24 protein-coding genes and 1 tRNA gene are annotated in these 21825 nt (G+C 64.6%); 20 read left to right on the forward strand and 5 right to left on the reverse strand.

The annotated features are described in order from the left end of the window. Positions 1 to 2: 2 nt before the first annotated feature. Positions 3 to 680, reverse strand: a complete 678-nt coding sequence (locus ACR65N_RS12085; RefSeq protein WP_430303730.1) for an alpha/beta hydrolase — start codon at positions 678 to 680, stop codon at positions 3 to 5. Positions 681 to 892: 212 nt separating this feature from the next. Here ACR65N_RS12085 and ACR65N_RS12090 point away from each other — a divergent pair, with 212 nt between their 5' ends. The 10 genes from ACR65N_RS12090 to sufA all read left to right on the forward strand — a co-directional run bounded on the left by ACR65N_RS12090 (position 893) and on the right by sufA (position 9127). Continuing rightward, the gene (locus ACR65N_RS12090; protein WP_440457192.1) at positions 893 to 2059 is read left to right on the forward strand and encodes a cysteine desulfurase family protein; all 1167 of its coding nucleotides are present in this window, start codon (positions 893 to 895) and stop codon (positions 2057 to 2059) included. Between the two features lie 142 nt (positions 2060 to 2201). After that, entirely contained in the window at positions 2202 to 3671 is a 1470-nt protein-coding gene (gene sufB, locus ACR65N_RS12095; protein WP_440457193.1) for a Fe-S cluster assembly protein SufB, read from the forward strand. A gap of 83 nt (positions 3672 to 3754) precedes the next feature. After that, positions 3755 to 4096: a GIY-YIG nuclease family protein gene (locus ACR65N_RS12100; protein WP_440457194.1), complete on the forward strand. Its 342-nt coding sequence runs from the start codon at positions 3755 to 3757 to the stop codon at positions 4094 to 4096. 209 nt (positions 4097 to 4305) lie between these two features. Further along, complete coding sequence (gene sufC, locus ACR65N_RS12105; RefSeq protein ID WP_430303726.1) at positions 4306 to 5061, forward strand: Fe-S cluster assembly ATPase SufC; 756 nt, start codon at positions 4306 to 4308, stop codon at positions 5059 to 5061. A 24-nt stretch (positions 5062 to 5085) separates the two neighbouring features. Beyond that, positions 5086 to 6360, forward strand: coding sequence for a Fe-S cluster assembly protein SufD (gene sufD / locus ACR65N_RS12110; RefSeq protein ID WP_440457195.1), 1275 nt, complete (start codon positions 5086 to 5088; stop codon positions 6358 to 6360). A 23-nt stretch (positions 6361 to 6383) separates the two neighbouring features. Then, on the forward strand, positions 6384 to 7604 hold the full coding sequence (locus ACR65N_RS12115; RefSeq protein WP_440457196.1) for a cysteine desulfurase: 1221 nt from the start codon (positions 6384 to 6386) through the stop codon (positions 7602 to 7604). A 27-nt stretch (positions 7605 to 7631) separates the two neighbouring features. Further along, the gene (locus ACR65N_RS12120) at positions 7632 to 8012 is read left to right on the forward strand and encodes an SUF system Fe-S cluster assembly protein (RefSeq protein WP_430303722.1); all 381 of its coding nucleotides are present in this window, start codon (positions 7632 to 7634) and stop codon (positions 8010 to 8012) included. Positions 8013 to 8061: 49 nt separating this feature from the next. After that, the gene (locus ACR65N_RS12125; RefSeq protein ID WP_440457197.1) at positions 8062 to 8340 is read left to right on the forward strand and encodes a ribbon-helix-helix domain-containing protein; all 279 of its coding nucleotides are present in this window, start codon (positions 8062 to 8064) and stop codon (positions 8338 to 8340) included. Continuing rightward, positions 8340 to 8642, forward strand: coding sequence for a type II toxin-antitoxin system RelE/ParE family toxin (locus ACR65N_RS12130; protein ID WP_440457198.1), 303 nt, complete (start codon positions 8340 to 8342; stop codon positions 8640 to 8642). Before ACR65N_RS12125 ends, ACR65N_RS12130 begins: the two co-directional genes overlap by 1 nt. A 92-nt stretch (positions 8643 to 8734) precedes the next feature. Beyond that, positions 8735 to 9127 carry a Fe-S cluster assembly scaffold SufA gene (sufA, locus tag ACR65N_RS12135; protein WP_440457199.1) on the forward strand — a complete coding sequence of 131 codons (393 nt, stop codon included), beginning with the start codon at positions 8735 to 8737 and terminating at the stop codon, positions 9125 to 9127. A gap of 112 nt (positions 9128 to 9239) precedes the next feature. Here sufA and ACR65N_RS12140 read toward each other — a convergent pair whose 3' ends face one another. From ACR65N_RS12140 to ACR65N_RS12150, 3 genes are read right to left on the reverse strand one after another with little or no spacing between them, the layout of a single operon-like run. Continuing rightward, a complete protein-coding gene (locus ACR65N_RS12140) occupies positions 9240 to 10442 on the reverse strand; it encodes an ABC transporter permease (RefSeq protein WP_440457200.1) in 1203 nt (400 codons plus the stop codon). Further along, positions 10432 to 11148, reverse strand: a complete 717-nt coding sequence (locus ACR65N_RS12145; protein WP_440457201.1) for an ABC transporter ATP-binding protein — start codon at positions 11146 to 11148, stop codon at positions 10432 to 10434. The genes ACR65N_RS12140 and ACR65N_RS12145 overlap by 11 nt, the downstream gene beginning before the upstream one ends. Before the next feature lie 14 nt (positions 11149 to 11162). Next, the gene (locus ACR65N_RS12150; RefSeq protein ID WP_440457202.1) at positions 11163 to 12476 is read right to left on the reverse strand and encodes an efflux RND transporter periplasmic adaptor subunit; all 1314 of its coding nucleotides are present in this window, start codon (positions 12474 to 12476) and stop codon (positions 11163 to 11165) included. Between the two features lie 234 nt (positions 12477 to 12710). On the opposite strand from ACR65N_RS12150, the gene ACR65N_RS12155 reads away from it, so the two are divergent. From ACR65N_RS12155 to ACR65N_RS12180, 6 genes are all read left to right on the forward strand, one after another. Then, positions 12711 to 12971: a DUF2171 domain-containing protein gene (locus ACR65N_RS12155; protein WP_440457203.1), complete on the forward strand. Its 261-nt coding sequence runs from the start codon at positions 12711 to 12713 to the stop codon at positions 12969 to 12971. 171 nt (positions 12972 to 13142) lie between these two features. Continuing rightward, positions 13143 to 13218: transfer RNA gene (locus ACR65N_RS12160), tRNA-Lys, on the forward strand. Positions 13219 to 13416: 198 nt separating this feature from the next. Beyond that, positions 13417 to 13569: a hypothetical protein gene (locus ACR65N_RS12165; protein ID WP_440457204.1), complete on the forward strand. Its 153-nt coding sequence runs from the start codon at positions 13417 to 13419 to the stop codon at positions 13567 to 13569. A 123-nt stretch (positions 13570 to 13692) separates the two neighbouring features. Next, a complete protein-coding gene (locus ACR65N_RS12170; protein ID WP_440457205.1) occupies positions 13693 to 13962 on the forward strand; it encodes a hypothetical protein in 270 nt (89 codons plus the stop codon). 249 nt (positions 13963 to 14211) lie between these two features. Beyond that, a complete protein-coding gene (locus ACR65N_RS12175) occupies positions 14212 to 14970 on the forward strand; it encodes a cytochrome c biogenesis CcdA family protein (RefSeq protein WP_440457206.1) in 759 nt (252 codons plus the stop codon). A gap of 70 nt (positions 14971 to 15040) precedes the next feature. Continuing rightward, positions 15041 to 16003, forward strand: coding sequence for an AEC family transporter (locus ACR65N_RS12180; protein ID WP_440457207.1), 963 nt, complete (start codon positions 15041 to 15043; stop codon positions 16001 to 16003). On the opposite strand, the gene ACR65N_RS12185 is transcribed toward ACR65N_RS12180, so the two are convergent. Continuing rightward, positions 15968 to 17182, reverse strand: a complete 1215-nt coding sequence (locus ACR65N_RS12185; protein WP_440457208.1) for a UbiH/UbiF family hydroxylase — start codon at positions 17180 to 17182, stop codon at positions 15968 to 15970. The genes ACR65N_RS12180 and ACR65N_RS12185 overlap by 36 nt on opposite strands. Positions 17183 to 17335: 153 nt before the next feature. Here ACR65N_RS12185 and pcsA point away from each other — a divergent pair, with 153 nt between their 5' ends. The 4 genes from pcsA to ACR65N_RS12205 all read left to right on the forward strand — a co-directional run bounded on the left by pcsA (position 17336) and on the right by ACR65N_RS12205 (position 21793). Beyond that, on the forward strand, positions 17336 to 18070 hold the full coding sequence (gene pcsA, locus ACR65N_RS12190) for a phosphatidylcholine synthase (protein WP_430303707.1): 735 nt from the start codon (positions 17336 to 17338) through the stop codon (positions 18068 to 18070). Between the two features lie 150 nt (positions 18071 to 18220). Next, entirely contained in the window at positions 18221 to 19795 is a 1575-nt protein-coding gene (locus ACR65N_RS12195) for an ABC transporter ATP-binding protein (protein ID WP_440457209.1), read from the forward strand. Further along, the gene (locus ACR65N_RS12200; protein ID WP_440457211.1) at positions 19785 to 20876 is read left to right on the forward strand and encodes an ABC transporter permease; all 1092 of its coding nucleotides are present in this window, start codon (positions 19785 to 19787) and stop codon (positions 20874 to 20876) included. The genes ACR65N_RS12195 and ACR65N_RS12200 overlap by 11 nt, the downstream gene beginning before the upstream one ends. Next, positions 20873 to 21793 (forward strand): ABC transporter permease, encoded by a 921-nt coding sequence (locus ACR65N_RS12205; protein ID WP_430304955.1) that lies wholly within the window; start codon positions 20873 to 20875, stop codon positions 21791 to 21793. The genes ACR65N_RS12200 and ACR65N_RS12205 overlap by 4 nt, the downstream gene beginning before the upstream one ends. The last annotated feature ends 32 nt before the right edge of the window (positions 21794 to 21825 follow it).

A 21825-nucleotide genomic window follows, 5' to 3' on the forward strand; every position in this document is an offset into this window, starting at 1 on the left:
CCTTAGCGGATGCGCTTGGCGGCCGGTTCCGGCACCAGTTCGCCGTTCAGGCGGCGGTCGAGATAGTCCTCGCATTCGCCCATCAGCTCATCCACCTTGCCGTTGAAGAAGTGGTTTGCACCCTCGATCGTGTGGTGGGTGATGAGGATGCCCTTCTGGGTCTTCAGCTTTTCGACGAGGCCGTTGACGTCCTTCTCCGGAGCCACCTTGTCGGCATCGCCGTTGATGATCAGGCCGGAAGACGGGCAGGGCGCCAGGAACGAGAAGTCATAGGTGTTGGGCTGCGGGGCGATCGACAGGAAGCCTTCGATCTCCGGGCGGCGCATCAGCAGCTGCATGCCGATCCAGGACCCGAACGAGTAGCCGGCGACCCAGCAGCTCTTCGAATCGGGATGCAGGCTCTGCACCCAGTCGAGCGCCGAGGCGGCGTCGGACAGTTCGCCGGCGCCGTGGTCGAACTCGCCCTGGCTGCGGCCGATGCCGCGGAAGTTGAAGCGCAGCGTCGTGAAGCCGCGCTTCTGGAACATGTAGAACAGCTGGTAGACGATCTGGTTGTTCATCGTGCCACCGAACTGCGGGTGCGGGTGCAGGATGATGGCGATCGGCGCGCTCTTTTCCTTCGACGGCTGGTAGCGTCCTTCGAGGCGGCCAGCGGGGCCGTTGAAAATGACTTCGGGCATCGTAACTCCGGTCAGCTTTTTGTGGTTTCCAACCGTTTCGGAGGGGCTTTGACTTGACGAAGCCGCTCATCTTTTCTAGAAACAGTTTAGAACCATTCGAAAGTTGGGCCGGCTCGTGCCGCCCAGTTGGTCGTCTCTTACGGCATGCGTGGCGAAAATTTCAAGGGAAATGCGCCGCATCCGAACATCTAGATCGGGAACCGGGACAGGCAATGGCCACTCCGCGTGCATATCTGGACTGGAACGCGACGGCGCCGCTCTCCGATGCGGCCCGCAGCGCCATGCTGGATGCCTACGCTCTGCCGGGCAATGCCTCGTCCGTGCATGCGGAAGGACGCGCCGCGCGGGTGGCGCTCGACCGTGCCCGACGACAGGTGGCAGCGCTTGCCGGCGCCCAGCCGCAGCACGTGATCTTCACCAGTGGTGCGACGGAATCAGCCAACCTGGTTCTGACGCCCGAGTTTCGCATGGGACGCGCGCCGCTGGCGATCGGCCATCTCTACGTGTCGGCGATCGAGCATCCAGCCATTCGCGAGGGCGGACGCTTCGACCGGGCGCAGGTAAGCGAGATCGCTGTCACGCCTGCGGGCGTCATCGATCTCGAGGCGCTTGGCGGCGCACTCGCCGGCCATGACGGTTCGAGCGGACTGCCGATGGTGGCGGTGATGCTCGTCAACAACGAGACCGGCATCATCCAGCCGGTCGCCGAGGCGGCCCGGCTGGTGCATCAGAAGGGTGGCCTGCTGGTCGTCGATGCGGTTCAGGCTGCCGGGCGGATCCCGCTCGACATCGAAGCGCTCGACGCAGATTTCATGGTCCTGTCGTCGCACAAGATCGGTGGACCGAAGGGCGTCGGCGTCCTGGTGTCGCGCGGCGAGGTCATGGCGCCAAAAGCGCTGATCCACGGCGGCGGCCAGGAAAAGGGTCATCGCTCCGGCACCGAGAATTTTCCGGGCATCGTCGGGTTCGGCGCTGCAGCGGACGCGGCGGTGGAAAACCTCACGAGCACCGTGTCGACGCTTGCCGCGCTCCGCGATCGCCTGGAGGACGGCATGCGCCGTGCCGCGGGCGACGTGATCATCCATGGTGCGGCGGTCGAGCGGGTGGCCAACACCACCTTCTTCACGCTGCCGGGGCTGAAATCCGAGACCGGCCAGATCGCCTTCGACCTCGAAGGCGTCGCGCTGTCGGCGGGAGCGGCCTGTTCGTCGGGCAAGGTGGGGCAGAGCCACGTGCTGACGGCGATGGGATGTGATCCGGATCTTGGTGCGCTGCGCATCTCTCTCGGACCGGCGACGACTGCCGATGATATCGACAGGGCGCTTGCCGCCTTCGTCAGGATTGCCGGGCGGCGCAAGCCGGCCGGGCAGGCGGCGTGACCGCCAAGGCTCTTGCGAAAACGCAAGAATCTGCTTGCCAAATGGTGTGAAAACCGCCTTCTGGCCACTACATACAGGCGGACATCCGCCAAATGATGACAAGCTGCCGGACCCTTGATTCCGGCAAGATTGGAGACTGACCATGGCTGCTGTGCAGGAAACGATCGATCAGGTCCGCCAGATCGATGTTGACCAGTACAAGTATGGCTTCGAGACCGTAATCGAAGTCGACAAGGCCCCGAAAGGCCTTTCCGAAGAGATCATCCGCTTCATCTCGGCGAAGAAGGACGAGCCGGAATGGATGCTGGCATGGCGCCTCGACGCCTATCGTCGCTGGCTGACCATGGAGGAGCCGACCTGGGCCCGCGTCGACTATCCGAAGATCGATTTCAACGACCTCTATTACTACGCCGCGCCGAAGACCACGTCGGGTCCGAAGTCGCTTGAAGAGGTCGATCCTGAACTGCTGAAGGTCTACGAGAGGCTGGGCATCCCGCTGAGGGAGCAGGAGTTGCTCGCCGGCGTCGAGAAGCCGCGCGTTGCCGTCGATGCGGTGTTCGATTCGGTATCCGTCGTCACGACCTTCAAGAAGGAACTGGCCAAGGCCGGCGTGATCTTCATGTCGATCTCCGAGGCCATCCGCGAATATCCGGAGCTGATCAAGCAGTATCTTGGCACGGTCGTGTCGACCACCGACAACTACTACGCGACGCTGAACGCTGCCGTCTTCACCGATGGGTCCTTCGTCTTCGTGCCAAAGGGCGTACGCTGCCCGATGGAGCTGTCGACCTACTTCCGCATCAACGAGAAGAACACCGGTCAGTTCGAACGGACGCTGATCATCGCCGAGGAAGGCGCCTACGTGTCCTACCTCGAAGGCTGCACGGCGCCGCAGCGCGACGAAAACCAGCTGCATGCGGCGGTCGTCGAGTTGGTGGCTCTCGACGATGCCGAGATCAAGTATTCGACGGTGCAGAACTGGTACCCGGGCGATGCCCAGGGCAAGGGCGGCATCTACAACTTCGTCACCAAGCGCGGCGATTGCCGCGGTCATCGGTCGAAGATCTCGTGGACGCAGGTCGAAACCGGCTCGGCGATCACCTGGAAGTATCCAAGCTGCATCCTGCGCGGTGACGACAGCCGCGGCGAGTTCTACTCGATCGCTGTATCGAACGGCTATCAGCAGATCGACAGCGGCACCAAGATGATCCATCTCGGCAAGAACACGTCGAGCCGCATCGTCTCGAAGGGGATTGCCGCCGGGTTCTCGCAGAACACCTATCGCGGCCAGGTGACGGCGCATCGCAAGGCGAGCAATGCCCGCAACTTCACGCAGTGCGACAGTCTGCTGATCGGCGACCGGTGCGGCGCCCACACGGTGCCCTACATCGAGGCGAAGAATTCCTCGGCGCAGTTCGAGCATGAGGCGACGACGTCGAAGATCTCCGAAGACCAGCTGTTCTACTGCCTGCAGCGCGGCATCCCGACGGAGGCGGCGATCGCGCTGATCGTCAACGGCTTCGTCAAGGAGGTCATCCAGGAACTGCCGATGGAATTTGCCGTGGAAGCACAGAAGCTGATCGGCATCTCGCTGGAAGGCTCGGTGGGGTGATCATGCGAACCCTGTCCGTCGCGCCGGTCCTTCTGGCCGTCATCCTCGGGCTTGTCCCGGGGATCTGCTGGAAGTGACGCGGAGTGACAGGGTTTGTCTACATAATGTCGGACAAGCCACGCGGGGTTATCTACGTCGGCGTGACGAGCGATCTCCACGGGCGGGCCTGGGAGCACAGGAATCAGATTGGTGAGGGTTTCACGGCAAAGTACCACGCGACCCTCCTCGTCTGGTTCGAGAGGCATCCCAACATTGTTCTGGCCATTCGGCGGGAGAAATCGTTGAAGCGGTACCTGAGAGACTGGAAGATCAGGCTGATCGAGGGTTTGAACCCAACATGGCTGGACCTGTTCGAGAAGATCGACGAGATCGACAACGTCTATGTTCCGCATGCACATACGAGGCAGTGGTCCGACTATAACTGAGGTCGGCAGATCCTCGGGACAAGCCCGAGGATGACGAGAATTGGGCGCCGAGGCGGCGACGAGAGATGGGCGCCGAGGCGGCGCTGAGAAATGGGCGCCGAGGCGGCGCTGAGAAATGGGCGCCGAGGCGGCGCTGAAGATTGGGGCGCCATTCGGCGTCAAGGATGAAGAGGCGGCCCTTGAACCGCCCAATGGACAGGAAGACAAAAATGCTCGAGATCAAGAACCTGCACGCCCGCATCGCCGAAGACGGCACCGAGATCATCCGCGGCCTGAACCTGACCGTGAAGGCCGGCGAAGTCGCCGCCATCATGGGTCCGAACGGTTCCGGCAAGTCGACGCTCTCGTACATCCTGTCGGGTCGCGACGACTACGAGGTGACCGAGGGCGAGATCCTTTACAACGGTGAAAGCATCCTGGAGCTCGATCCGGCCGAGCGTGCCTCGAAGGGCATCTTCCTCGCCTTCCAGTATCCGGTGGAGATCCCCGGCGTTGCCACGATGCAGTTCCTCAAGGTGGCGATGAACGAGCAGCGCAAGGCACGCGGCGAGCCTGAACTGACGACGCCGGACTTCATCCGCCGCGTCAAGGAGTCGGCTGCCGAGCTTAAGATCAACATGGACATGCTGAAGCGTCCGCTCAATGTCGGCTTCTCCGGCGGCGAGAAGAAGCGCGCCGAGATCCTGCAGATGGCGCTGCTGGAGCCGAAGCTCTGCGTTCTCGACGAGACTGACAGCGGCCTCGACATCGATGCGCTGAAGATCGTCGCCGACGGCGTCAATGCGCTGCGCTCGCCGGATCGTGCGGTGATCGTCATCACCCATTACCAGCGCCTGCTCGACTACATTGTGCCGGATACCGTCCACGTTCTCTACAAGGGCCAGATCATCCGCTCGGGCGACAAGGCGCTGGCGCATCAGCTGGAAGCCAACGGCTATGCCGACATCATCGGCGCAGCGGCCTGAGACCTGGGCAGAAGGATATTTGGCATGAACATGCAGAGCACAAGCCGGCAGACCGCCGCTGAATCTGCGCTGATTGACGCCTACAATGCCCAGGTGGGAGACCTGCCGGGCAACGGGGCGGTAATCAGTGCGCGCGACCGGTTGCTGGAAGACCTGAAGACCAACGGCCTGCCCAACCGCCGGGTGGAAGCCTGGCACTACACGGACCTCAAGACGCTGCTGCGGTCGGTTCCGGCCCAGGTTCCGGCGGCGGTCGTCGCAGCCCCCCAGCCGCTCGTCGAAGGGGCGCTGGTGATCGCCACGCACCAGGGCCTGGTCGACAACCGCAATTCGATCGACGGTGTGCTGGTCGGTTCCTTCGCCGACATGCTGCGCGAGGGAACGGCGGCACCCGGCCTGTCGCTGCTGGATGGCGACGACGCGATCGGCAAGATCAACGGAGCCTTTGTCCGCGACGGTCTGGTGCTGGAATTCCCGGCCGGAACCACCATCGACCGGCCGATCGAGATCCAGGCGCTGCACGGCGCCGGCCAGGCGCATACGCGCTTCCCGGTCAGCTTCGGCGCGGGCTGCAAGGCGACCGTGATCGAGCGGCACATGGCGACCACCGACGGCGAGGCGCTGGTCTCGTCGGTGAGCGACATCTCGCTTGAGGACGGCGCCGAGGTGACCTGGATCGTGCTGCAGGAGCAGGGCGCATCGGACACGCATCTCGGGCAGATGCGGGTGCGCGTCGGCTCGAACGTCAAGCTGCGTCTCTACGTCATCAATGCCGGCGGAAAGCTGGTCCGCCAGGAGCTGCGGATCGACGTTGCCGGCGAGGGTGCCGACCTGCAGCTGCGCGGCGTCAACCTGCTGGGCGGCGACACGCACACCGACGTGACGCTGGTGCTCGGCCACAACGTGCCGAACACCACCTCGACGGAAATCTTCCGCAGCGTCGTGTTCGACCGTGCCCGCGGCATCTTCCAGGGGATGATCAAGGTGGCACTCGACGCGCAGAAGACCGATGCGAAGATGGCCTGCAACACGCTGCTGATGTCGGACGAGGCGGAGTTCTCCTCCAAGCCCGAGCTCGAGATCTTTGCCGACGACGTGCAGTGCGGCCATGGTGCGACGGTCGCCGATATCGACAGCAACCACCTCTACTACCTGATGGCGCGCGGCATTCCGCGCAACAAGGCACGAGCCATGCTGGTGCGCGCCTTCGTCGCCGAGATCATCGAGGAACTCGACGACGAGCAGCTGGTCGAGGCGCTGGAAGGCATCATCTCGACCTGGCTCGAAAAGCACGCCTAAGGGTAAGAACAGGATTACCGCCTATGACTTATGACGTCGAAGCGATCCGCAGGGATTTCCCGATCCTGTCCACCACGGTGCACGGCAAGCCGCTGGTCTACCTGGACAACGGAGCTTCGGCGCAGAAGCCGCAGGCGGTGATCGATGCGATCGCCCACGCGTATTCGAGCGAATACGCCAATGTCCATCGCGGCCTCCACTACCTGTCGAACGCCGCGACGGAAGCCTATGAAGCGTCACGCGAAAAGGTGCGGCGCTTTCTCAACGCGCCGTCCGTCGACGACATCGTCTTCACCAAGAACTCCACCGAGGCGATCAACACCGTCGCCTACGGCTGGGCGATGCCGCACCTGAAGGAAGGCGACGAGATCGTCATCACCATCATGGAGCACCACTCCAACATCGTGCCCTGGCATTTCCTGCGCGAGCGGCAGGGCGTCAAGCTGGTCTGGGTGCCGGTGGACGAGGACGGCGCCTTCCACCTCGAAGACTTCGAGAAGTGCCTGACCGACAAAACGCGGCTGGTGGCGATCACCCATATGTCCAATGCGCTGGGAACGATCGTGCCGGTGAAGGACGTCTGCCGGATTGCCCATGAGCGGGATATTCCGGTGCTGGTCGACGGCAGCCAGTCTGCCGTGCACATGCCGATCGATGTCCGCGACATCGACTGCGACTGGTTCGTGATGACCGGCCATAAATTGTATGGTCCCTCGGGCATCGGCGTGCTCTACGGCAAGCGCGAGCGGCTCTACGAGATGCGGCCGTTCCAGGGCGGCGGCGAGATGATCCTCGACGTGGGCGAGGAGACGATCACCTACAATGATCCGCCGCATCGTTTCGAGGCCGGCACGCCGCCGATCGTCCAGGCCATCGGGCTCGGTCATGCGCTGGACTACATGGACAGCGTCGGGCGCGATGCGATCGCCGCGCATGAGGCAGATCTGACGGCCTATGCGACGGAACGGCTGAAGGCGATCAATTCGCTGCGGATCATCGGCGATGCGCCGGGCAAGGGCGCGATCTTCTCCTTCGAGCTTGCCGGCATCCACGCGCACGACGTCTCGATGGTGATCGACCGCAAGGGCGTCGCGGTACGGGCCGGCACACATTGTGCCATGCCGCTCTTGAAACGTTTCGGCGTCACCTCCACCTGCCGGGCATCGTTTGCGATGTACAACACGCGCGCCGAGGTGGACGCGCTGGCTGATGCGCTGGACTATGCGCGCAACTTCTTCGCTTGAGGGCCCCATCGGCCCGAGGATCTGATCATGGCTATCGACGAACCAGAACTGAAGTGGGATGCCCGTGAAGGGTTGATCCAGTCCGCCATTCCGGCCGACGAGCTGGCCCGGCTGTCGGACGACATCGTCTCGGCGCTGAAAACCGTCTACGATCCGGAAATCCCGGCCGACATCTTCGAGCTCGGGCTGATCTACAAGATCGACATCGAAGACGACCGCATGGTCAAGATCATGATGACGCTGACCGCCCCGGGCTGCCCGGTCGCCGGCGAGATGCCGGGCTGGGTGGAAAATGCCATCGGCGCCGTCGAAGGCGTGTCGGGCGTCGAGGTGGAGATGACCTTCGATCCGCCATGGACGCCGGAACGGATGTCGGAAGAGGCGCAGGTCGCCGTCGGCTGGTACTGACGCCGCCGATGCGGTAATCTGTGGTGGTCCCCACGCGGAGGCTTCTTCGATGACACGCGCCACGCCCATTCGCATCGAATTGAACGAACACATGAGCGAGATCGTCGAAAGCGCTGTCGAGGCAGGCGAATTCGCCTCGCCGGACGATGTCGTTTCTGCCGCCCTGACCGAGTGGAAGGTCAACCGGCTGCTGGCGAATTTCGCACCCGGCGAGATCGACGCGCTGATCCAGGAAGCACTGGACAGCGGCGAACCGATCGATGGTGAAGAGGCCTTCGCAGATATCGAAAGGCAGTTGGAGCGCCATATCGCCTCGAAGTCTGCCTAATGGCGTTCATCATCACGCCGCGCGCCAAGGCAGACATGCTGGAAACCGTCCTCTACATTTCTAATTTCAATCCCGTTGCCGCGCGGAGCTGGCGACGAGAGATTCTTGAGACCTGCAGACTGCTATCGCAGATGCCGCTTATGGGACACGCGCTCGAACCCAATGTGTCGACAGGCTCACTGGACGGGGTGCGGTTGTTCAGCAAGAACAAGCATCTGATCTTCTTCAAGCGGCGGAATGCAGATGTCGAGATCCTCCGTGTCCTGCACGCCGCGCGCGACTGGCCGAAGCTGGTGCGATGACGCTTCGTCATTGATCCGCGGCGACGCAGCGCTTACATTGATGTTCAAGACCGCCGGACCTTCAATCCGGTTGCGTGAAGGAGAATGAGCCCATGGGCTTTGCAGTGATGACCATGACCGATGCCGCCGCCGACCGGGTGAAGGCGATCGTCGGCAATTCGGGTGCGGAAGCCAGGGGCATCCGCGTCGGCATCAAGAAGGGCGGCTGTGCCGGCATGGAATACACCATCGACCTGGTGACCGAGCCCTCGGCCAAGGACGACCTGATCCAGCATGCAGGCGCCAATGTCTGGATCGAACCTGCCGCCGTGCTCTACCTGCTCGGCACGCAGATGGATTTTGAAGTGACCAAGATGCGCTCCGGCTTCACCTTCAACAACCCCAACCAGACGTCGGCCTGCGGCTGCGGCGAATCGGTCGAGTTGAAGCCCGCCGATCTTGCAGCGCTGGCCCGCGAGCGGGCAGGCGCAGGCAGCACCGCCTGAGCTCTGCGTCGGATCTCTTCATCAAACCCTTGAACGCCGCCGCAGGGCGGCGTTTTGCATTCCGGATGGTGATGGCTGCTCGACGTGAAGCGGCTATTGTCCCGGCTCGCGTCTATTCGTGGCGCAGCGCCTCGATCGGGTTCAGCTGGGCCGCGCGCCGGGCCGGGAAATAGCCGAACACCATGCCGATCAGCGCCGAGAAGGCGAAGGCAATGGCGATGATTACCGGACTGGTGACGAACGGCACGTTCAAGAGGCTGACGACCCCATAGGCGAGCCCGAGCCCGGCCAGGATGCCGGTGACGCCACCGAACACCGACAGCAGCACCGCCTCGACCAGGAACTGCGTCAGCACCTGGCCCTCCAGCGCGCCGATCGCCAGCCGAATGCCGATCTCGCGGGTGCGCTCGGTCACCGAGACGAGCATGATGTTCATGATGCCGATGCCACCGACGAGCAGGCTGACGGCGGCGACGGCACCGAGGAGGCCGGTGAGCAGCGTCGTCGTGCCGGTCAGCGCCGAGGCGATCTGCGTCATGTCGTTGACGGAAAAGTCGTCGTCCTTGCCGATGGCGATGCGGCGGCGCTCGCGCAGCAGGCTTTCGACGTCCGCCTGGACCTTGGCGGTCGATGCGCCTTCTTCGGCCGACAGGAGGATGCTGGAGATCGTCGTGGTGCCGCCGATGCGGCGCTGGTGCAGCTTGAGCGGCATGATGACTGTATCGTCCTGATCGTCGCCCATGCCGGACTGGCCCTTGGCCTGGAGGACACCGACGACCGGGCAGGCGATATTGCTGACGCGCAGTGTCAACCCGACGGGATCGGCATCGCCGAACAGTTCGCGGCGCACCGTCTGGCCGATGATGCAGGCGGCGGTGCCGCGCTCTTCCGAGGGCAGAAATTCGCGGCCAAGGGCCAGATCCCAGTCCTGCGCCACCAGATAGTCGTTGGTGGTGCCGATGACGCTCGTCGAGCGGTTCTGGCCGCCGGAGATGACGGTCGCCGTCCCGCGGTTGATCGGGGCGACGGCGCGCAGCCCGCCGACCTGATCGCGGATGGCGGTCACGTCGGCATCGGCAAAGCGCTTGGCTTCGGTGCTGGCGCGGCCGGGTCCCCACTGACCGGGACGGACGAACAGCGTGTTGGTGCCGAGCCGCGACAGTTCCTGGCGGACCTGCGCGGTCGTGCCATTGCCGACGGTGACCATGGCGATGACGGCGGCGACGCCGATGACCACGCCGAGCACGGTGAGGAAGGAGCGCAGGAGGTTGCGGCTGATGGCGCGCCAGGCAAGCCGGATCGTCTCAAACAGCATGATGCATGTCCTCCGTCGCCAGACTGTCCGCGGCAAGCCGGCCGTCGACAAAGCGCAGCTGGCGGCTGGCATGGGCGGCGATGTCTTCTTCATGGGTAACCATGATGACGGTGATGCCGCGCTCCCGGTTGAGCCCGGTGATCAGCTGCATGATCTCGACGCTGGTTTTCGTATCGAGGTTGCCGGTCGGTTCATCGGCAAGCAGGACGGCGGGGCTGGTGACGATGGCGCGGGCGATGGCGACGCGCTGCTGCTGGCCGCCGGAGAGTTCCTGGGTGGTATGGTGTTCGCGGCCCTTGAGGCCCACCTGTTCGAGCGCCAGCAGTGCCAGCTTGCGCCGCTCGCGCGGTTCCATGCCGCGGTAGACGAGCGGCAGCTCGACATTCTCCACCGCCGAGGTGCGGGCAAGCAGGTTGAAACCCTGGAAGACGAAGCCCAGCATGTGGCGGCGCAGAAGCGTCAGCTGCTGGCGGTCGAAGCCGGCGGTCGGGATGCCCTGAAACAGGTATTCGCCGGAGGACGGCACGTCGAGGCAGCCGAGGATGTTCATCGCCGTCGACTTTCCCGATCCCGACGGACCCATGATCGACACGAACTGGCCGGCCTCGATCGTCAGGTCGACGCCGTCGAGCGCCCGGATCGTCGCTTCGCCGCGTCCATAGGTTTTTCCGACGGAACGGAATTCGATGAGGGGGCGGTCGGTCATCGGCGCTTGCCTCGTCAGTTGCGGCGCGGCGCGGCGGCGGTGACCAGCGGATCGTCGGCCTTGAGCGCATCGGATGTGACGATGGTGAACTGTCCGTCGGTTGCACCGGTCTCGACAAGCACGCGCTGGGGCGCGCCGTTGCGCAGGACGTAGACCGGCCGGCGGGAGCGGTCCGCCTGGGTTTCCGGCGCGTTGTTGCGGCCACGTCCGGCGCCCGGCGGCCGCGGCGTACGGAACAGCCGGCCCAAAATGCTGCCACCGCGCGCCGAGGCTTCGGCCGGCGGCGAGAAGCGCAGTGCAGCGTTCGGCACCAGCAGCGCATCCTTCACCGACTGCACGGTGACATCGGCCGTCGCCGTCATGCCGGGGCGCAGCAGCAGATCCTTGTTGTCGACGGAGAGGATCGCCTTGTAGGTGACGACGTTGGAGACGGTTTCCGAGGCGAAGCGGACGGTCTCGATGCGGGCCGGGAAACTGCGGTCCGGATAGGCGTCGACGGAGAAGGTGGCGCTCTGCCCCTGCTGCACCTGGCCGACATCCGCCTCGTCGACGGACACCTGCAGCTCCATGCGCTTCAGGTCTCCGGCAATGGTGAACAGGATCGGTGCCGACAGCGACGAGGCAACCGTCTGGCCCGGATCGACATCGCGGGTCAGCACGACGCCCTCGATCGGCGAGACGATCTTGGCCTTGGCAAGGTTGACCTCCGCGAGCCGCAGGTCCGCCTCGGAGGAGAGCACCGTGCTCTGGTTGATCTCGCGGGTGGCGGCCGCCGAATCATAGGCATATTGCGCCGTATCCAGCTCCTGCTGGCTGGAGATGCGGTTGGTAACCAGCGATTTCAGCCGGTCGAGCTGGCTGCGGGCGGAGCCCAGTTCGGCTTCCGCCTTCACCACGTTGGCGCGGGCCGAGGCAAGCTTGGCGCGGGCGCTCTGGACATCGGCCTGCAGCTTGTTGGTATCGAGTTCCGCCAGCACCTCGCCGGCCTTGACCGGGCTATTGTAGCTGACATTGACCTTGCGGACCGTGCCGGACAGCTCGCTCGAAATATCCACCTGGTCGGTCGGCTGGACGGAGCCGGTGGCGGTGACGATCACCGACAGGTCGCCGCGCTTGGCCGGCTGGGTCGTATAGGTGTAGGCCGGGCCTTCCTGGCTGGAATAGAGATAGGCACCGCCGCCGAGTGCGGCCGCCACCAGCAGCACGACCGGCCAGACCACCCACCGCGACCGGCGACGTTTTCCGCGCGAGCCGGCGAGAATGGCGGCGAGATCCGGCGCCGGGGCGGCGCCGTCTTTGCGGGTGTCATCGGGGGATCGGTCGGCCATGGTCTTGCGGTCTTCTCGGATCTGCGTTCGGTGTCATCGGCCCGGTGGCGCCTTGCATCAGCGTGCCTGCCGGATCCTGCACATGCCATGGTTGGCCCGGCCAACCTAATGAAAAAACCGTAACCTCGCGCCGGGCTCGGCACGGCGCGCGAGGCGGACGATATCGCACGCTGCGCATGCATCCTTTTGCGGCCGCTGGCGTTTCCCTGTCGCAACAAAGCCAAGGAGACAATCATGGTCGATGCAGCAAGCATTCAGGAACATGCCGAAGTCATCGGTGCGGATGGCGTCCACATCGGCACGGTCGATCGCGTCGAGGGCAGCCGCATCAAGCTGACCAAGAAGGACAGCGGCGAGGGCAGCCACGAAGGCCATCACCACTTCATCCCGCTGTCGCTGGTGGCAGACATCGAAGGCGGCAAGGTGCGTCTGTCGGCCAACGCCGACACGGCCGTGACCTTCGAGGAAGAAGAAGGCGGTCGCCAGACCCATTGACGGCCGCCCGCCACCGTTCGATGACCAGTTTCGGACGGTCGTCGATCGGCTTCGGCCCGTCTATGAACAAGTTTGGAAAGACCCCAGATTTTCGCCTTTCGCGGGTTGACCGCGAAAGGCCATCTGCCTATGTTCCGCGCACTTTCGAAGGGCGCACCCAGCGCATCTCGGGAGAGCGTAGCTCAGCCGGTAGAGCAACTGACTTTTAATCAGTAGGTCCAGGGTTCGAACCCCTGCGCTCTCACCACCTCAAGGGTGGATCGTCGCACATCCTCCTGCGACAAAAATTCCCATCTCTGTGCAGATGTGCCCGCCGATGTCGGGATCGGCGGCATAGCGTCGGCTGATGTCTCCGACGGCCTCCACATCTTCGACCTCCGGTGTTGGAACTACCGCCGCCGTGCTGCGGTTCGGCGGGTTCAGTCGGCACAGGATTGGAGACGCCATGGAAAACCGGAGCACCACCCGCAACAGCGAGCGACGGACGCGAAAGTTCGGCGCCGGCACCATGATCCTCATCGGCGGCTGCGTGGCCGCTGCGATTCTCGGCATCTTCATCGGGGTGATCGTGATCTACGGCGGGATCCAGGCGCAGTAGGCGGCTCGACTTCGCGTCCTCCCGCTCGGCACCGCAATCATCGACCCGTACCGCCCGGCAGTTTTTCGGCGCCCGGCGCAACCATCCGATCGGCCTGACGTTGCCCCCGATCGGAGAAACATCATGATCCAAGCTTATACAGACAGGGAACGTGCCGATCTTCTCGAACGAGTAGCAGCGGTCGCCATCGCCAACCAGGCCATTCTCAAGTGCACCATCGCCGGCAGGCCGCTGACCATCGACAACGTCGTGACGTTCGTCGGCGAGTTTGCCGATGACCCGACGCACCCCGCCTTCCAGGGAGTGGCAGACCGGATCCTGATTGCCATCGAGGAGGTGCTGGCGTCCGGCCCGCCGATGGACGTGAGCCGCGCGAGTGGGAGCCGTCACTGAGCGGCAGCGCCTGACCGCCGCGGCAAGCGGCGGCCTCCGTCCCTCAGGGCGTGCGAATAGATTTGCCGGGTGGCAGAAGCGCTTGAGCAGATCGTCGCGGTTCGCGCCGGTTGTCACGGCCCTCGATGGCGCCGGCAACGCGTCCGTGCATGGATGTCGATCCCCGTTCGACCGACGCACATGAAAAGGTGATTGGCAGAGGGTGCCCCGGGCGCCTATGGAGATCTGTCTGCCAGCGGAGCATGCCCCTTGTCGATCGCCGAAATCTCGCTGTTCAGCGCGCTGCTCGCCGGAGCGCTGTCCTTCCTGTCGCCCTGCGTGTTGCCGCTCGTGCCGCCCTATCTCTGTTACATGGCAGGCATTTCAGTCGATCAGTTCCGCGAGGAACGGTCGGCGACCAAATTGTCGGAGAATCGCGCAGCGCGGCGGGCGGTGCTGCTGTCGGCGCTGTTCTTCACACTCGGCTTCTCGACCGTCTTCATCGCGCTCGGTGCCGGGGCAACGACCATCGGCGTCGTACTTCGCCAGCACATCGATCTCCTGTCGAAGATCGGCGGCGTGATCATCATCATCATGGGGCTGAACTTCCTCGGCCTGTTCCGCATCGGGCTTCTGTCGCGCGAGGCGCGCTTCCAGTCCGGCGGCAAGCCGGCGACGGTGACGGGCGCCTATGTCATGGGGCTTGCCTTCGCCTTCGGCTGGACGCCGTGCATCGGGCCGGTTCTCGGCGCCATCCTCGGTGTTGCCGCATCGCGGCAGACGGTCGGCGATGGAGCGCTGCTGCTGGCCATCTATTCGCTGGGACTTGCGGTGCCGTTCTGGATCGCGGCCGGGTTTTCCGGCGCCTTCATGCGCTTCCTGACGCGGTTCCGCCGGCATCTGGGGCTGGTGGAAAAGGCGATGGGAGCGCTGCTGGTGGCAACCGGGCTCGCCTTCATCTTCGGTTTCGTCAGCGACATGGCGATCTGGTTCCAGCAGAGCTTTCCAATCCTGATGCAAATCGGCTAGAGCCAAAGGCAAACCAGATCCGTCAGAGGCGCCGAACCCGCTCGCGCCCGCCAGGAGCGAAGCAAGGTTCATGGCTGCCATCCTCGCACTGCTGCTTCCGTTCTTCGGCCTCATCCTGATCGGCGTCGTCGCGGCAAAGGCCAGCCGGCAGGGCGCCGAGGCGCTTGGCTGGATGAACACCTTCATCGTCTATGCGGCGCTGCCGGCGCTGTTCTTCAAGCTCGTCTCGCGCACCCCGATCGAGGATCTGACGCGGATCGATTTCATCCTCACCCAGCTCGCGGCGGTCTATCTCGTCTTCGGGCTGCTGTTTGCCGGGGCCTTCTTCCTGCGGCGTGCGAACCTTGCAGACAGCACCATCCAGGCCTTCGGCGGGGCTTACGGCAATATCGGCTACATGGGGCCGGGACTGGCGATACTGGTGCTCGGCGACGCCGCGGCGGTTCCGGTGGCGCTCATCGTCTGCTTCGAGAATGCCGCGCATTTCGTCGTTGCGCCGGCGATGATGGCGCTGGCGGGCGGCGACCGCCGGCCGGCCGGCGAGGTGGCGATCGAGGTGCTGCGCCGCGTCGCACTCCACCCGTTCATCCTGTCGACGGCGGCCGGGTTTGCGGTGGCGGCCTCCGGCTGGCAGCCGCCGGTCGCAGCCATGCGGCTCGTCGACTACCTGGCGCAGGCGGCAGCACCCTGCGCGCTGTTTGCTATGGGCGTGACGCTGGCGCTCAGACCCCTCAAACGGGTGCCGGTGGAGATCGGCGCGATCGCGGCGGTCAAGCTTCTGGTTCTGCCGGCGGTCGTCTACGGGGCGCTACGCCTCGTCGGCGGCATGGACCAGACATGGGTGCATGCGGCCGTGCTGCTGGCGGCACTGCCGACGGCGACCAACGTCTTCGTCATCAGCCAGCACTATGGTGCCTGGCAGGAGAGGGCATCGGCGACCGTGCTGATCACCACCGTCCTGTCGATCGCCACGCTGCCGCTTGTGCTCTACCTGATGTCAGCCGGTTTTCGGCCGGTCGAAGGGATGCCGTAGCACGCCGATCAGGTCGCGCAGGCTGCGGCCGGGTTCGATGCCTTCGCGCATCAGGATGTTGCGCAGCGGGCCGACCGAGGTGAGCAGATGCAGGCCCGCCGCGCGGGCGACCTGAACCGGCAGGAAATCCGACAGCAGCGAGCGGTTGAGGAGATCGACGCCGGCGGTGCGGGTCATGATGTCCGGACGCCGCTTGCGGTTGAAGCGGTCGCCGGCATCATCAGCGATCGGCTGGCCGCCGCTGGTCTGCAAGAGGTCAGCGAGCTCCATCACGTCGCGCAGGGAGAGGTTCAGGCCTTGCGCGCCGATCGGCGGGAAGGCATGCGCGGCCTCGCCGACCAGAGCGACGCGACCCTTGCCGAAGCGTTCCGCCATCAGGCTCGACAGAGGCCAGCTTTCCGGCCCGTCCTCGACCGTCACCTTGCCGAGCATCGACTGCAGCCGCGTCTCGACGGCCCGTGACAGGCCTGCGGTATCCAGCGACAGCAGCCGCGAGGCCTCTTCCGGCGACACCACCCAGACGAGGCTGGAGCGCATGCCGGGCAGCGGCACCTGCGTCGCCGGACCGGTCTCGGTGTGGAACTCGGTCGACACGTTGCCGTGCGGCTGGCTGTGGGAGAAGTTGAGGACGACGGCCGTCTGCGGATAGGACCAGCGGCGAAGGCCGATGCCTGCCTGCTCGCGGATGCGGGAATTGCGGCCGTCGGCGCCGACGACGAAATCCGTCGTCAGGGTTTCTCCATTGGCAAGAATGAGGTTCGGACGATCGCCGGAGAGATCAAGCCGCTCCACCGATCCCTCGATGCGGCTGATATTGGCCTCGCCCGAGATCGCCTCGGACAGCACCGACAATAGCGCCTTGTTGGGAATGTTGTAGCCGAAGGCCGTCAGGCCGACATCGGCGGCGCGGAACTGGGCGGGTGGGGCGCGAAAAAGCCGGCTCGTGCCATCGAGGATCTGCATGGTGGAGAGCGCGGCAGAGGCCGGCGCGATCCTGTCCCAGATCCCCAGGCTGTCGACGAAGCGGATGGACTGGTCCATCAGTGCCGTCGTCCGCTCGTCCCGGCGCGGCTGGTTCGGAGCGACCAACGCGACTTTTCGACCCGCCCGCGCCAGCGCCAGAGCGGCGATCGAACCGGCCAGACCTTCTCCCACAACCGCGATCTCGATGTCGTGCATGTGCGTCTTCTTCTTTAATCCCTCGTCCAGACTATGTAGGCAAACTTGCGACAGTTATCCATGGGCTTGCATGGCAGAGCGCCGAAGGCGTTGCAAAGCGCGCCGAATGGCCGCATATCCTGCCAGTTCAACGTGGGACATCCGGAGCAGGGCGTGATCAGGCGAATCTTCAATTACCGTAAAGTGCCCTATGCCGAGATCCGCGCATTCTCCGTGCACGTGCTGACGGCGTCCGGCTCTTTCCTCGCCTTCCTCGGCGTCGTGGCCGCCGCAGAGCATCGGTTTGTCGACATGTGGTGGTGGCTGGGGCTGGCGCTGCTGATCGACGGGATCGACGGGCCGATCGCCCGCAAGGTGCGCGTCAAGGAAGTCCTGCCGAACTGGTCGGGCGATACGCTCGACAACATCATCGACTACGTGACCTATGTGCTGCTGCCGGCCTTTGCGCTCTACCAGAGCGGCATGATCGGCGAGACCTGGTCGTTTGTCGCGGCCGGCATGATCGTCGTGTCGAGCGCCATCTACTATGCCGACATGGGTATGAAGACCGACGAGTACTTCTTCTCCGGCTTCCCGGTCGTCTGGAACATGCTGATCCTCACCTTCTTCGTCATCAAGCCGACCGAGACGACGGCGATGCTGCTGGTGGTGCTGGCGGTGTTCCTCACCTTCCTGCCGATCAACTTCCTGCATCCGGTGCGCGTCAGGCGGCTGCGGACGCTCAATCTCGGCATTTTCCTGCTCTGGTGCGCGCTCTGCGCCTACTCGCTGCTGCTGCACTTCGATTCGCCGGCATGGCTGGTGTGGAGCGTCGTCGTCACGGGACTGTACCTGTTTTGCATCGGCGGCGTGCTGCAGCTGTTTCCGAGCCTTGGGAAAAGCCGTTAAAGCGCGGCCACGGCTCGTCTTTTCTGTTGTGCGCAGCAGCAAAAGGAGTATCAATTCCTGGCCGTGCCGGCGTGTGCCGGCCAACACACGGCACATCGTCGCCAGACAAGCCTCGGAGAAGGCAGGCACGAGGTGAATGAGGGGATTTGAGTGACTGACGCGCAGCATCCGGAAGCCGCGCCGCTTCTTCAGGTTCGGGGCCTGACCAAGTATTTCGGCTCGTTCGCCGCCTGCAGCGGCATCGACCTGTCGATTGCCGGGGGCGAGATCCATGCGCTGCTCGGGGAGAACGGCGCCGGCAAATCGACGCTCGTCAAGATGCTGTTCGGGGTTCTGCAGCCGAGCGCCGGCGAGATCGTCTGGTCCGGCAATCCAGTTTCCATCGCTTCGCCGGGTGCCGCACGCGAGCTCGGCATCGGCATGGTGTTCCAGCATTTCTCGCTGTTCGAAGCGCTGACAGTGGCGGAAAACATCGCCCTGTCGCTCGACCCGAAGATCCCGCTTGCGAAGATCGCCGAACAGGCCGCCAGCCTGTCTGCCGCCTACGGCCTGCCGCTCGATCCTTACGCGCATGTCGCCGATCTGTCGGTCGGCGAGCGCCAGCGCATCGAGATCGTCCGGGCGCTGCTGCAGAACCCGAAACTGATCATCCTCGACGAACCGACCTCGGTGCTGACGCCGCAGGAGGCCGACCGGCTGTTCGAGACGCTGTTCAAGCTGAAGGCGGAAGGTCGGTCGGTGCTCTACATCAGCCATCGGCTGGAAGAGGTGCAGCGGATCTGCGACCGGGCAACGGTGTTGCGCCACGGCAAGGTGACCGGCGCCTGCGATCCGAAGCGCGAGACGCCGGCATCGCTGGCGCGGATGATGGTCGGTTCCGACGTCGCAGGCGTGACGCGGGCGACGCTGGCTGAGGGCGGCGCGGCTCTGATCGAGGTCAGCGGCCTCACGGTTCCGGCCCGCACCCCATTTGCCATCAGCCTGCGCGACATTTCCATGCACGTGCGGGCCGGCGAGATCCTCGCCATTGCGGGCGTCGCCGGCAACGGCCAGGGCGAACTCTTCGATGCCCTGTCCGGTGAATATCCGGTCGCCGAGGACGCAGCGATCCGCATCCGCGGGAAGGCCGTCGGCCGCGCCGGGATCAACGGCCGCCGGCTGCTCGGCGCCGGCTTCGTGCCGGAGGAAAGGCACGGCCATGCGGCGGTGTCCGACATGCCGCTTTCCGACAACCTTCTCCTGTCGCGCTGTCGCTCCGATGCCAGAGCCTTCCTGTCGGGCGGCTTTGCCTCGGTGATCCGCCACGAGGCGATCCGCAGCGCCGCCCGGCGCATCTGCGCGGTCATGGATGTGCGCAAGAGCGGAGATGATCCTGCCGCCGGCTCGCTTTCCGGCGGCAACCTGCAGAAATTCATCATCGGCCGCGAACTCGACCGCCAGCCGTCGGTGCTGGTCGTCAACCAGCCGACCTGGGGTGTCGATGCCGGCGCCGCCAGCCGCATCCGCCAGGCGCTCATCGACCTTGCCGCCGCCGGCTCGGCGGTTGTTGTCATCAGCCAGGATCTCGACGAGATCTTCGAGGTGGCAACGACGATCGCAGTCATCTCGGAGGGGCTGCTGTCGCAGCCTTATCCGGCCGGCAGCCTGTCGCTGGAACGGATCGGCCTGATGATGGGCGGTATCCACGATTCGACCGGCCAGGCGGAGGTCGCCCATGCGCATTGAGCTCGAGCGGCGCGCCAGCGCTTCCGGCCTTTTCTCGATCGTCTCGCCGCTGCTGGCGCTTTTCCTGACGCTCGCCTTCGGGGCGCTGATGTTCTGGATGCTCGGCAAGGATCCGCTGTCGGCCCTCTACAGCTTCTTCATCGATCCGCTGCTGGAAGTGTGGTCGCTGCACGAACTGGCGATCAAGGCCGGGCCGCTGATCCTGATCGCCGTCGGGCTTTCCGTCTGCTACCGGTCCAACAACTGGAATATCGGCGCCGAGGGGCAGTTCACCATCGGTGCGATCACCGGATCGATCCTGCCGGTGCTGATGCCGCAATGGCACTCGCCGCTGGTGCTGCCGCTGATGCTGGTGATGGGAGCGATCGGCGGGGCTCTGTTTGCCGCCATCCCGGCGCTGCTGAAGACGCGCTTCAACACCAATGAAATCCTCGTCAGCCTGATGCTCGTCTATATCGCTCAGTTCTTCCTCGACTGGCTGGTGCGTGGACCCTGGCGCGATCCGAAGGGCTTCAACTTTCCGCGCACGCTCAGCTTTTCGTCGGAGGCGGTACTGCCCGAACTGCTGGAATCGGGCCGTGCCCACTGGTCGATCGTGTTTGCCATCGTTGCCGCCGTCGGCGTCTGGTTCATGATGCGCTTCATGCTGAAGGGCTTCGAAGTCTCGGTGCTCGGCCGCTCGGAACGGGCAGGGCGGTTTGCGGGCTTTTCTGCGCGCCGGATGGTGTGGTTCTCGCTGATGCTGTCGGGCGCGCTTGCCGGTCTTGCAGGCATCTCGGAAGTCTCCGGCTCGATCGGCCATCTGCAGCCGAGCATCTCGCCGGGCTACGGCTTCACGGCGATCATCGTCGCCTTCCTCGGACGCCTGAACCCGCTCGGCATCATCGCCTCGGGCTTCGTGCTGGCGCTCACCTATCTCGGCGGCGAGGCGGCACAGCTGTCGATCGGCGTCTCGGAAAAGGTCACGCGCGTCTTCCAGGGACTGCTGCTGTTCTTCGTGCTCTCCTGCGACACGCTGATCCTCTACCGCGTGCGCTTCATTTCCGGCCGTGGCCGCGTGCCGGCCGAGGCGAGGAGCTGACCATGCTGGAAGCCATCCTGCTGACCATCATCACCGCCGCCACGCCGCTTGTCATTGCCGCCATCGGCGAACTGGTGACGGAGCGCGCCGGCGTGCTCAACCTCGGCGTCGAGGGGATGATGATCATGGGCGCCGTCTGCGCCTTTGCCGGCTCCTACCTGACCGGGGTGCCGCTGATCGGCGTTGCCTGCGGCATTCTCGGCGGCGCGCTGTTTTCGCTGCTGTTCGGCTTCCTGACGCTGACGCTGGTGACCAACCAGGTGGCGACGGGGCTGGCGCTGACCATCCTCGGGCTTGGCCTTTCCGGCCAGCTGGGCGAAAGTTTTGTCGGCATTCCGGGCGTCAAGCTGCAGCCGATCGTCGTGCCGCTGCTCTCCGACATCCCGTTCGTCGGTCGACTGCTGTTTCGTCAGGACATCACCTTCTACCTGTCGATCGCGCTGATCGTCGGCGTCAACTGGTTCCTGTTCAAGAGCCGCACCGGGCTGAAGATGCGGGCGATCGGCGACAATCACGCATCCGCCCATGCGCTGGGCATCCATGTGGTGCGCACCCGCTATCTGGCGGTGATGTTCGGCGGTGCCTGCGCAGGCCTTGCCGGAGCTCAGCTGTCGCTCGTCTACACGCCGCAATGGGTGGAGAACATGTCCGCCGGCCGCGGCTGGATCGCGCTGGCGCTGGTGGTGTTTGCCTCCTGGCGGCCGTGGCGGGTGCTGGCCGGCGGCTACATCTTCGGCGCCGTCGGTATCCTGCAGCTGCATGCGCAGGCCTTCGGCATCGGCATCCCGTCGCAGTTCCTGTCGATGCTGCCTTACGCCGTCACTATTGTCGTTCTCATCATCATCTCGCATAATCGCCGCACGACGCTCATCAACACGCCGGCCGCGCTCGGGAAACCGTTCGTGCCCGACCGCTAATGCGGCATCCACCATCACCAAGCTTCATGCCA

The organism is Rhizobium sp. SAFR-030 (assembly GCF_059415005.1).

Coding starts and splice junctions, on each gene's coding strand:
- ACR65N_RS12085 (WP_430303730.1), bottom strand. CDS start 680: ATGCCCGAAGTCATTTTCAACGGCCCCGCTGGCCGCCTCGAAGGACGC.
- ACR65N_RS12090 (WP_440457192.1), top strand. CDS start 893: ATGGCCACTCCGCGTGCATATCTGGACTGGAACGCGACGGCGCCGCTC.
- sufB (WP_440457193.1), top strand. CDS start 2,202: ATGGCTGCTGTGCAGGAAACGATCGATCAGGTCCGCCAGATCGATGTT.
- sufC (WP_430303726.1), top strand. CDS start 4,306: ATGCTCGAGATCAAGAACCTGCACGCCCGCATCGCCGAAGACGGCACC.
- sufD (WP_440457195.1), top strand. CDS start 5,086: ATGAACATGCAGAGCACAAGCCGGCAGACCGCCGCTGAATCTGCGCTG.
- ACR65N_RS12115 (WP_440457196.1), top strand. CDS start 6,384: ATGACTTATGACGTCGAAGCGATCCGCAGGGATTTCCCGATCCTGTCC.
- ACR65N_RS12120 (WP_430303722.1), top strand. CDS start 7,632: ATGGCTATCGACGAACCAGAACTGAAGTGGGATGCCCGTGAAGGGTTG.
- ACR65N_RS12125 (WP_440457197.1), top strand. CDS start 8,062: ATGACACGCGCCACGCCCATTCGCATCGAATTGAACGAACACATGAGC.
- ACR65N_RS12130 (WP_440457198.1), top strand. CDS start 8,340: ATGGCGTTCATCATCACGCCGCGCGCCAAGGCAGACATGCTGGAAACC.
- sufA (WP_440457199.1), top strand. CDS start 8,735: ATGGGCTTTGCAGTGATGACCATGACCGATGCCGCCGCCGACCGGGTG.
- ACR65N_RS12140 (WP_440457200.1), bottom strand. CDS start 10,442: ATGCTGTTTGAGACGATCCGGCTTGCCTGGCGCGCCATCAGCCGCAAC.
- ACR65N_RS12145 (WP_440457201.1), bottom strand. CDS start 11,148: ATGACCGACCGCCCCCTCATCGAATTCCGTTCCGTCGGAAAAACCTAT.
- ACR65N_RS12150 (WP_440457202.1), bottom strand. CDS start 12,476: ATGGCCGACCGATCCCCCGATGACACCCGCAAAGACGGCGCCGCCCCG.
- ACR65N_RS12155 (WP_440457203.1), top strand. CDS start 12,711: ATGGTCGATGCAGCAAGCATTCAGGAACATGCCGAAGTCATCGGTGCG.
- ACR65N_RS12165 (WP_440457204.1), top strand. CDS start 13,417: ATGGAAAACCGGAGCACCACCCGCAACAGCGAGCGACGGACGCGAAAG.
- ACR65N_RS12170 (WP_440457205.1), top strand. CDS start 13,693: ATGATCCAAGCTTATACAGACAGGGAACGTGCCGATCTTCTCGAACGA.
- ACR65N_RS12180 (WP_440457207.1), top strand. CDS start 15,041: ATGGCTGCCATCCTCGCACTGCTGCTTCCGTTCTTCGGCCTCATCCTG.
- ACR65N_RS12185 (WP_440457208.1), bottom strand. CDS start 17,182: ATGCACGACATCGAGATCGCGGTTGTGGGAGAAGGTCTGGCCGGTTCG.
- ACR65N_RS12200 (WP_440457211.1), top strand. CDS start 19,785: ATGCGCATTGAGCTCGAGCGGCGCGCCAGCGCTTCCGGCCTTTTCTCG.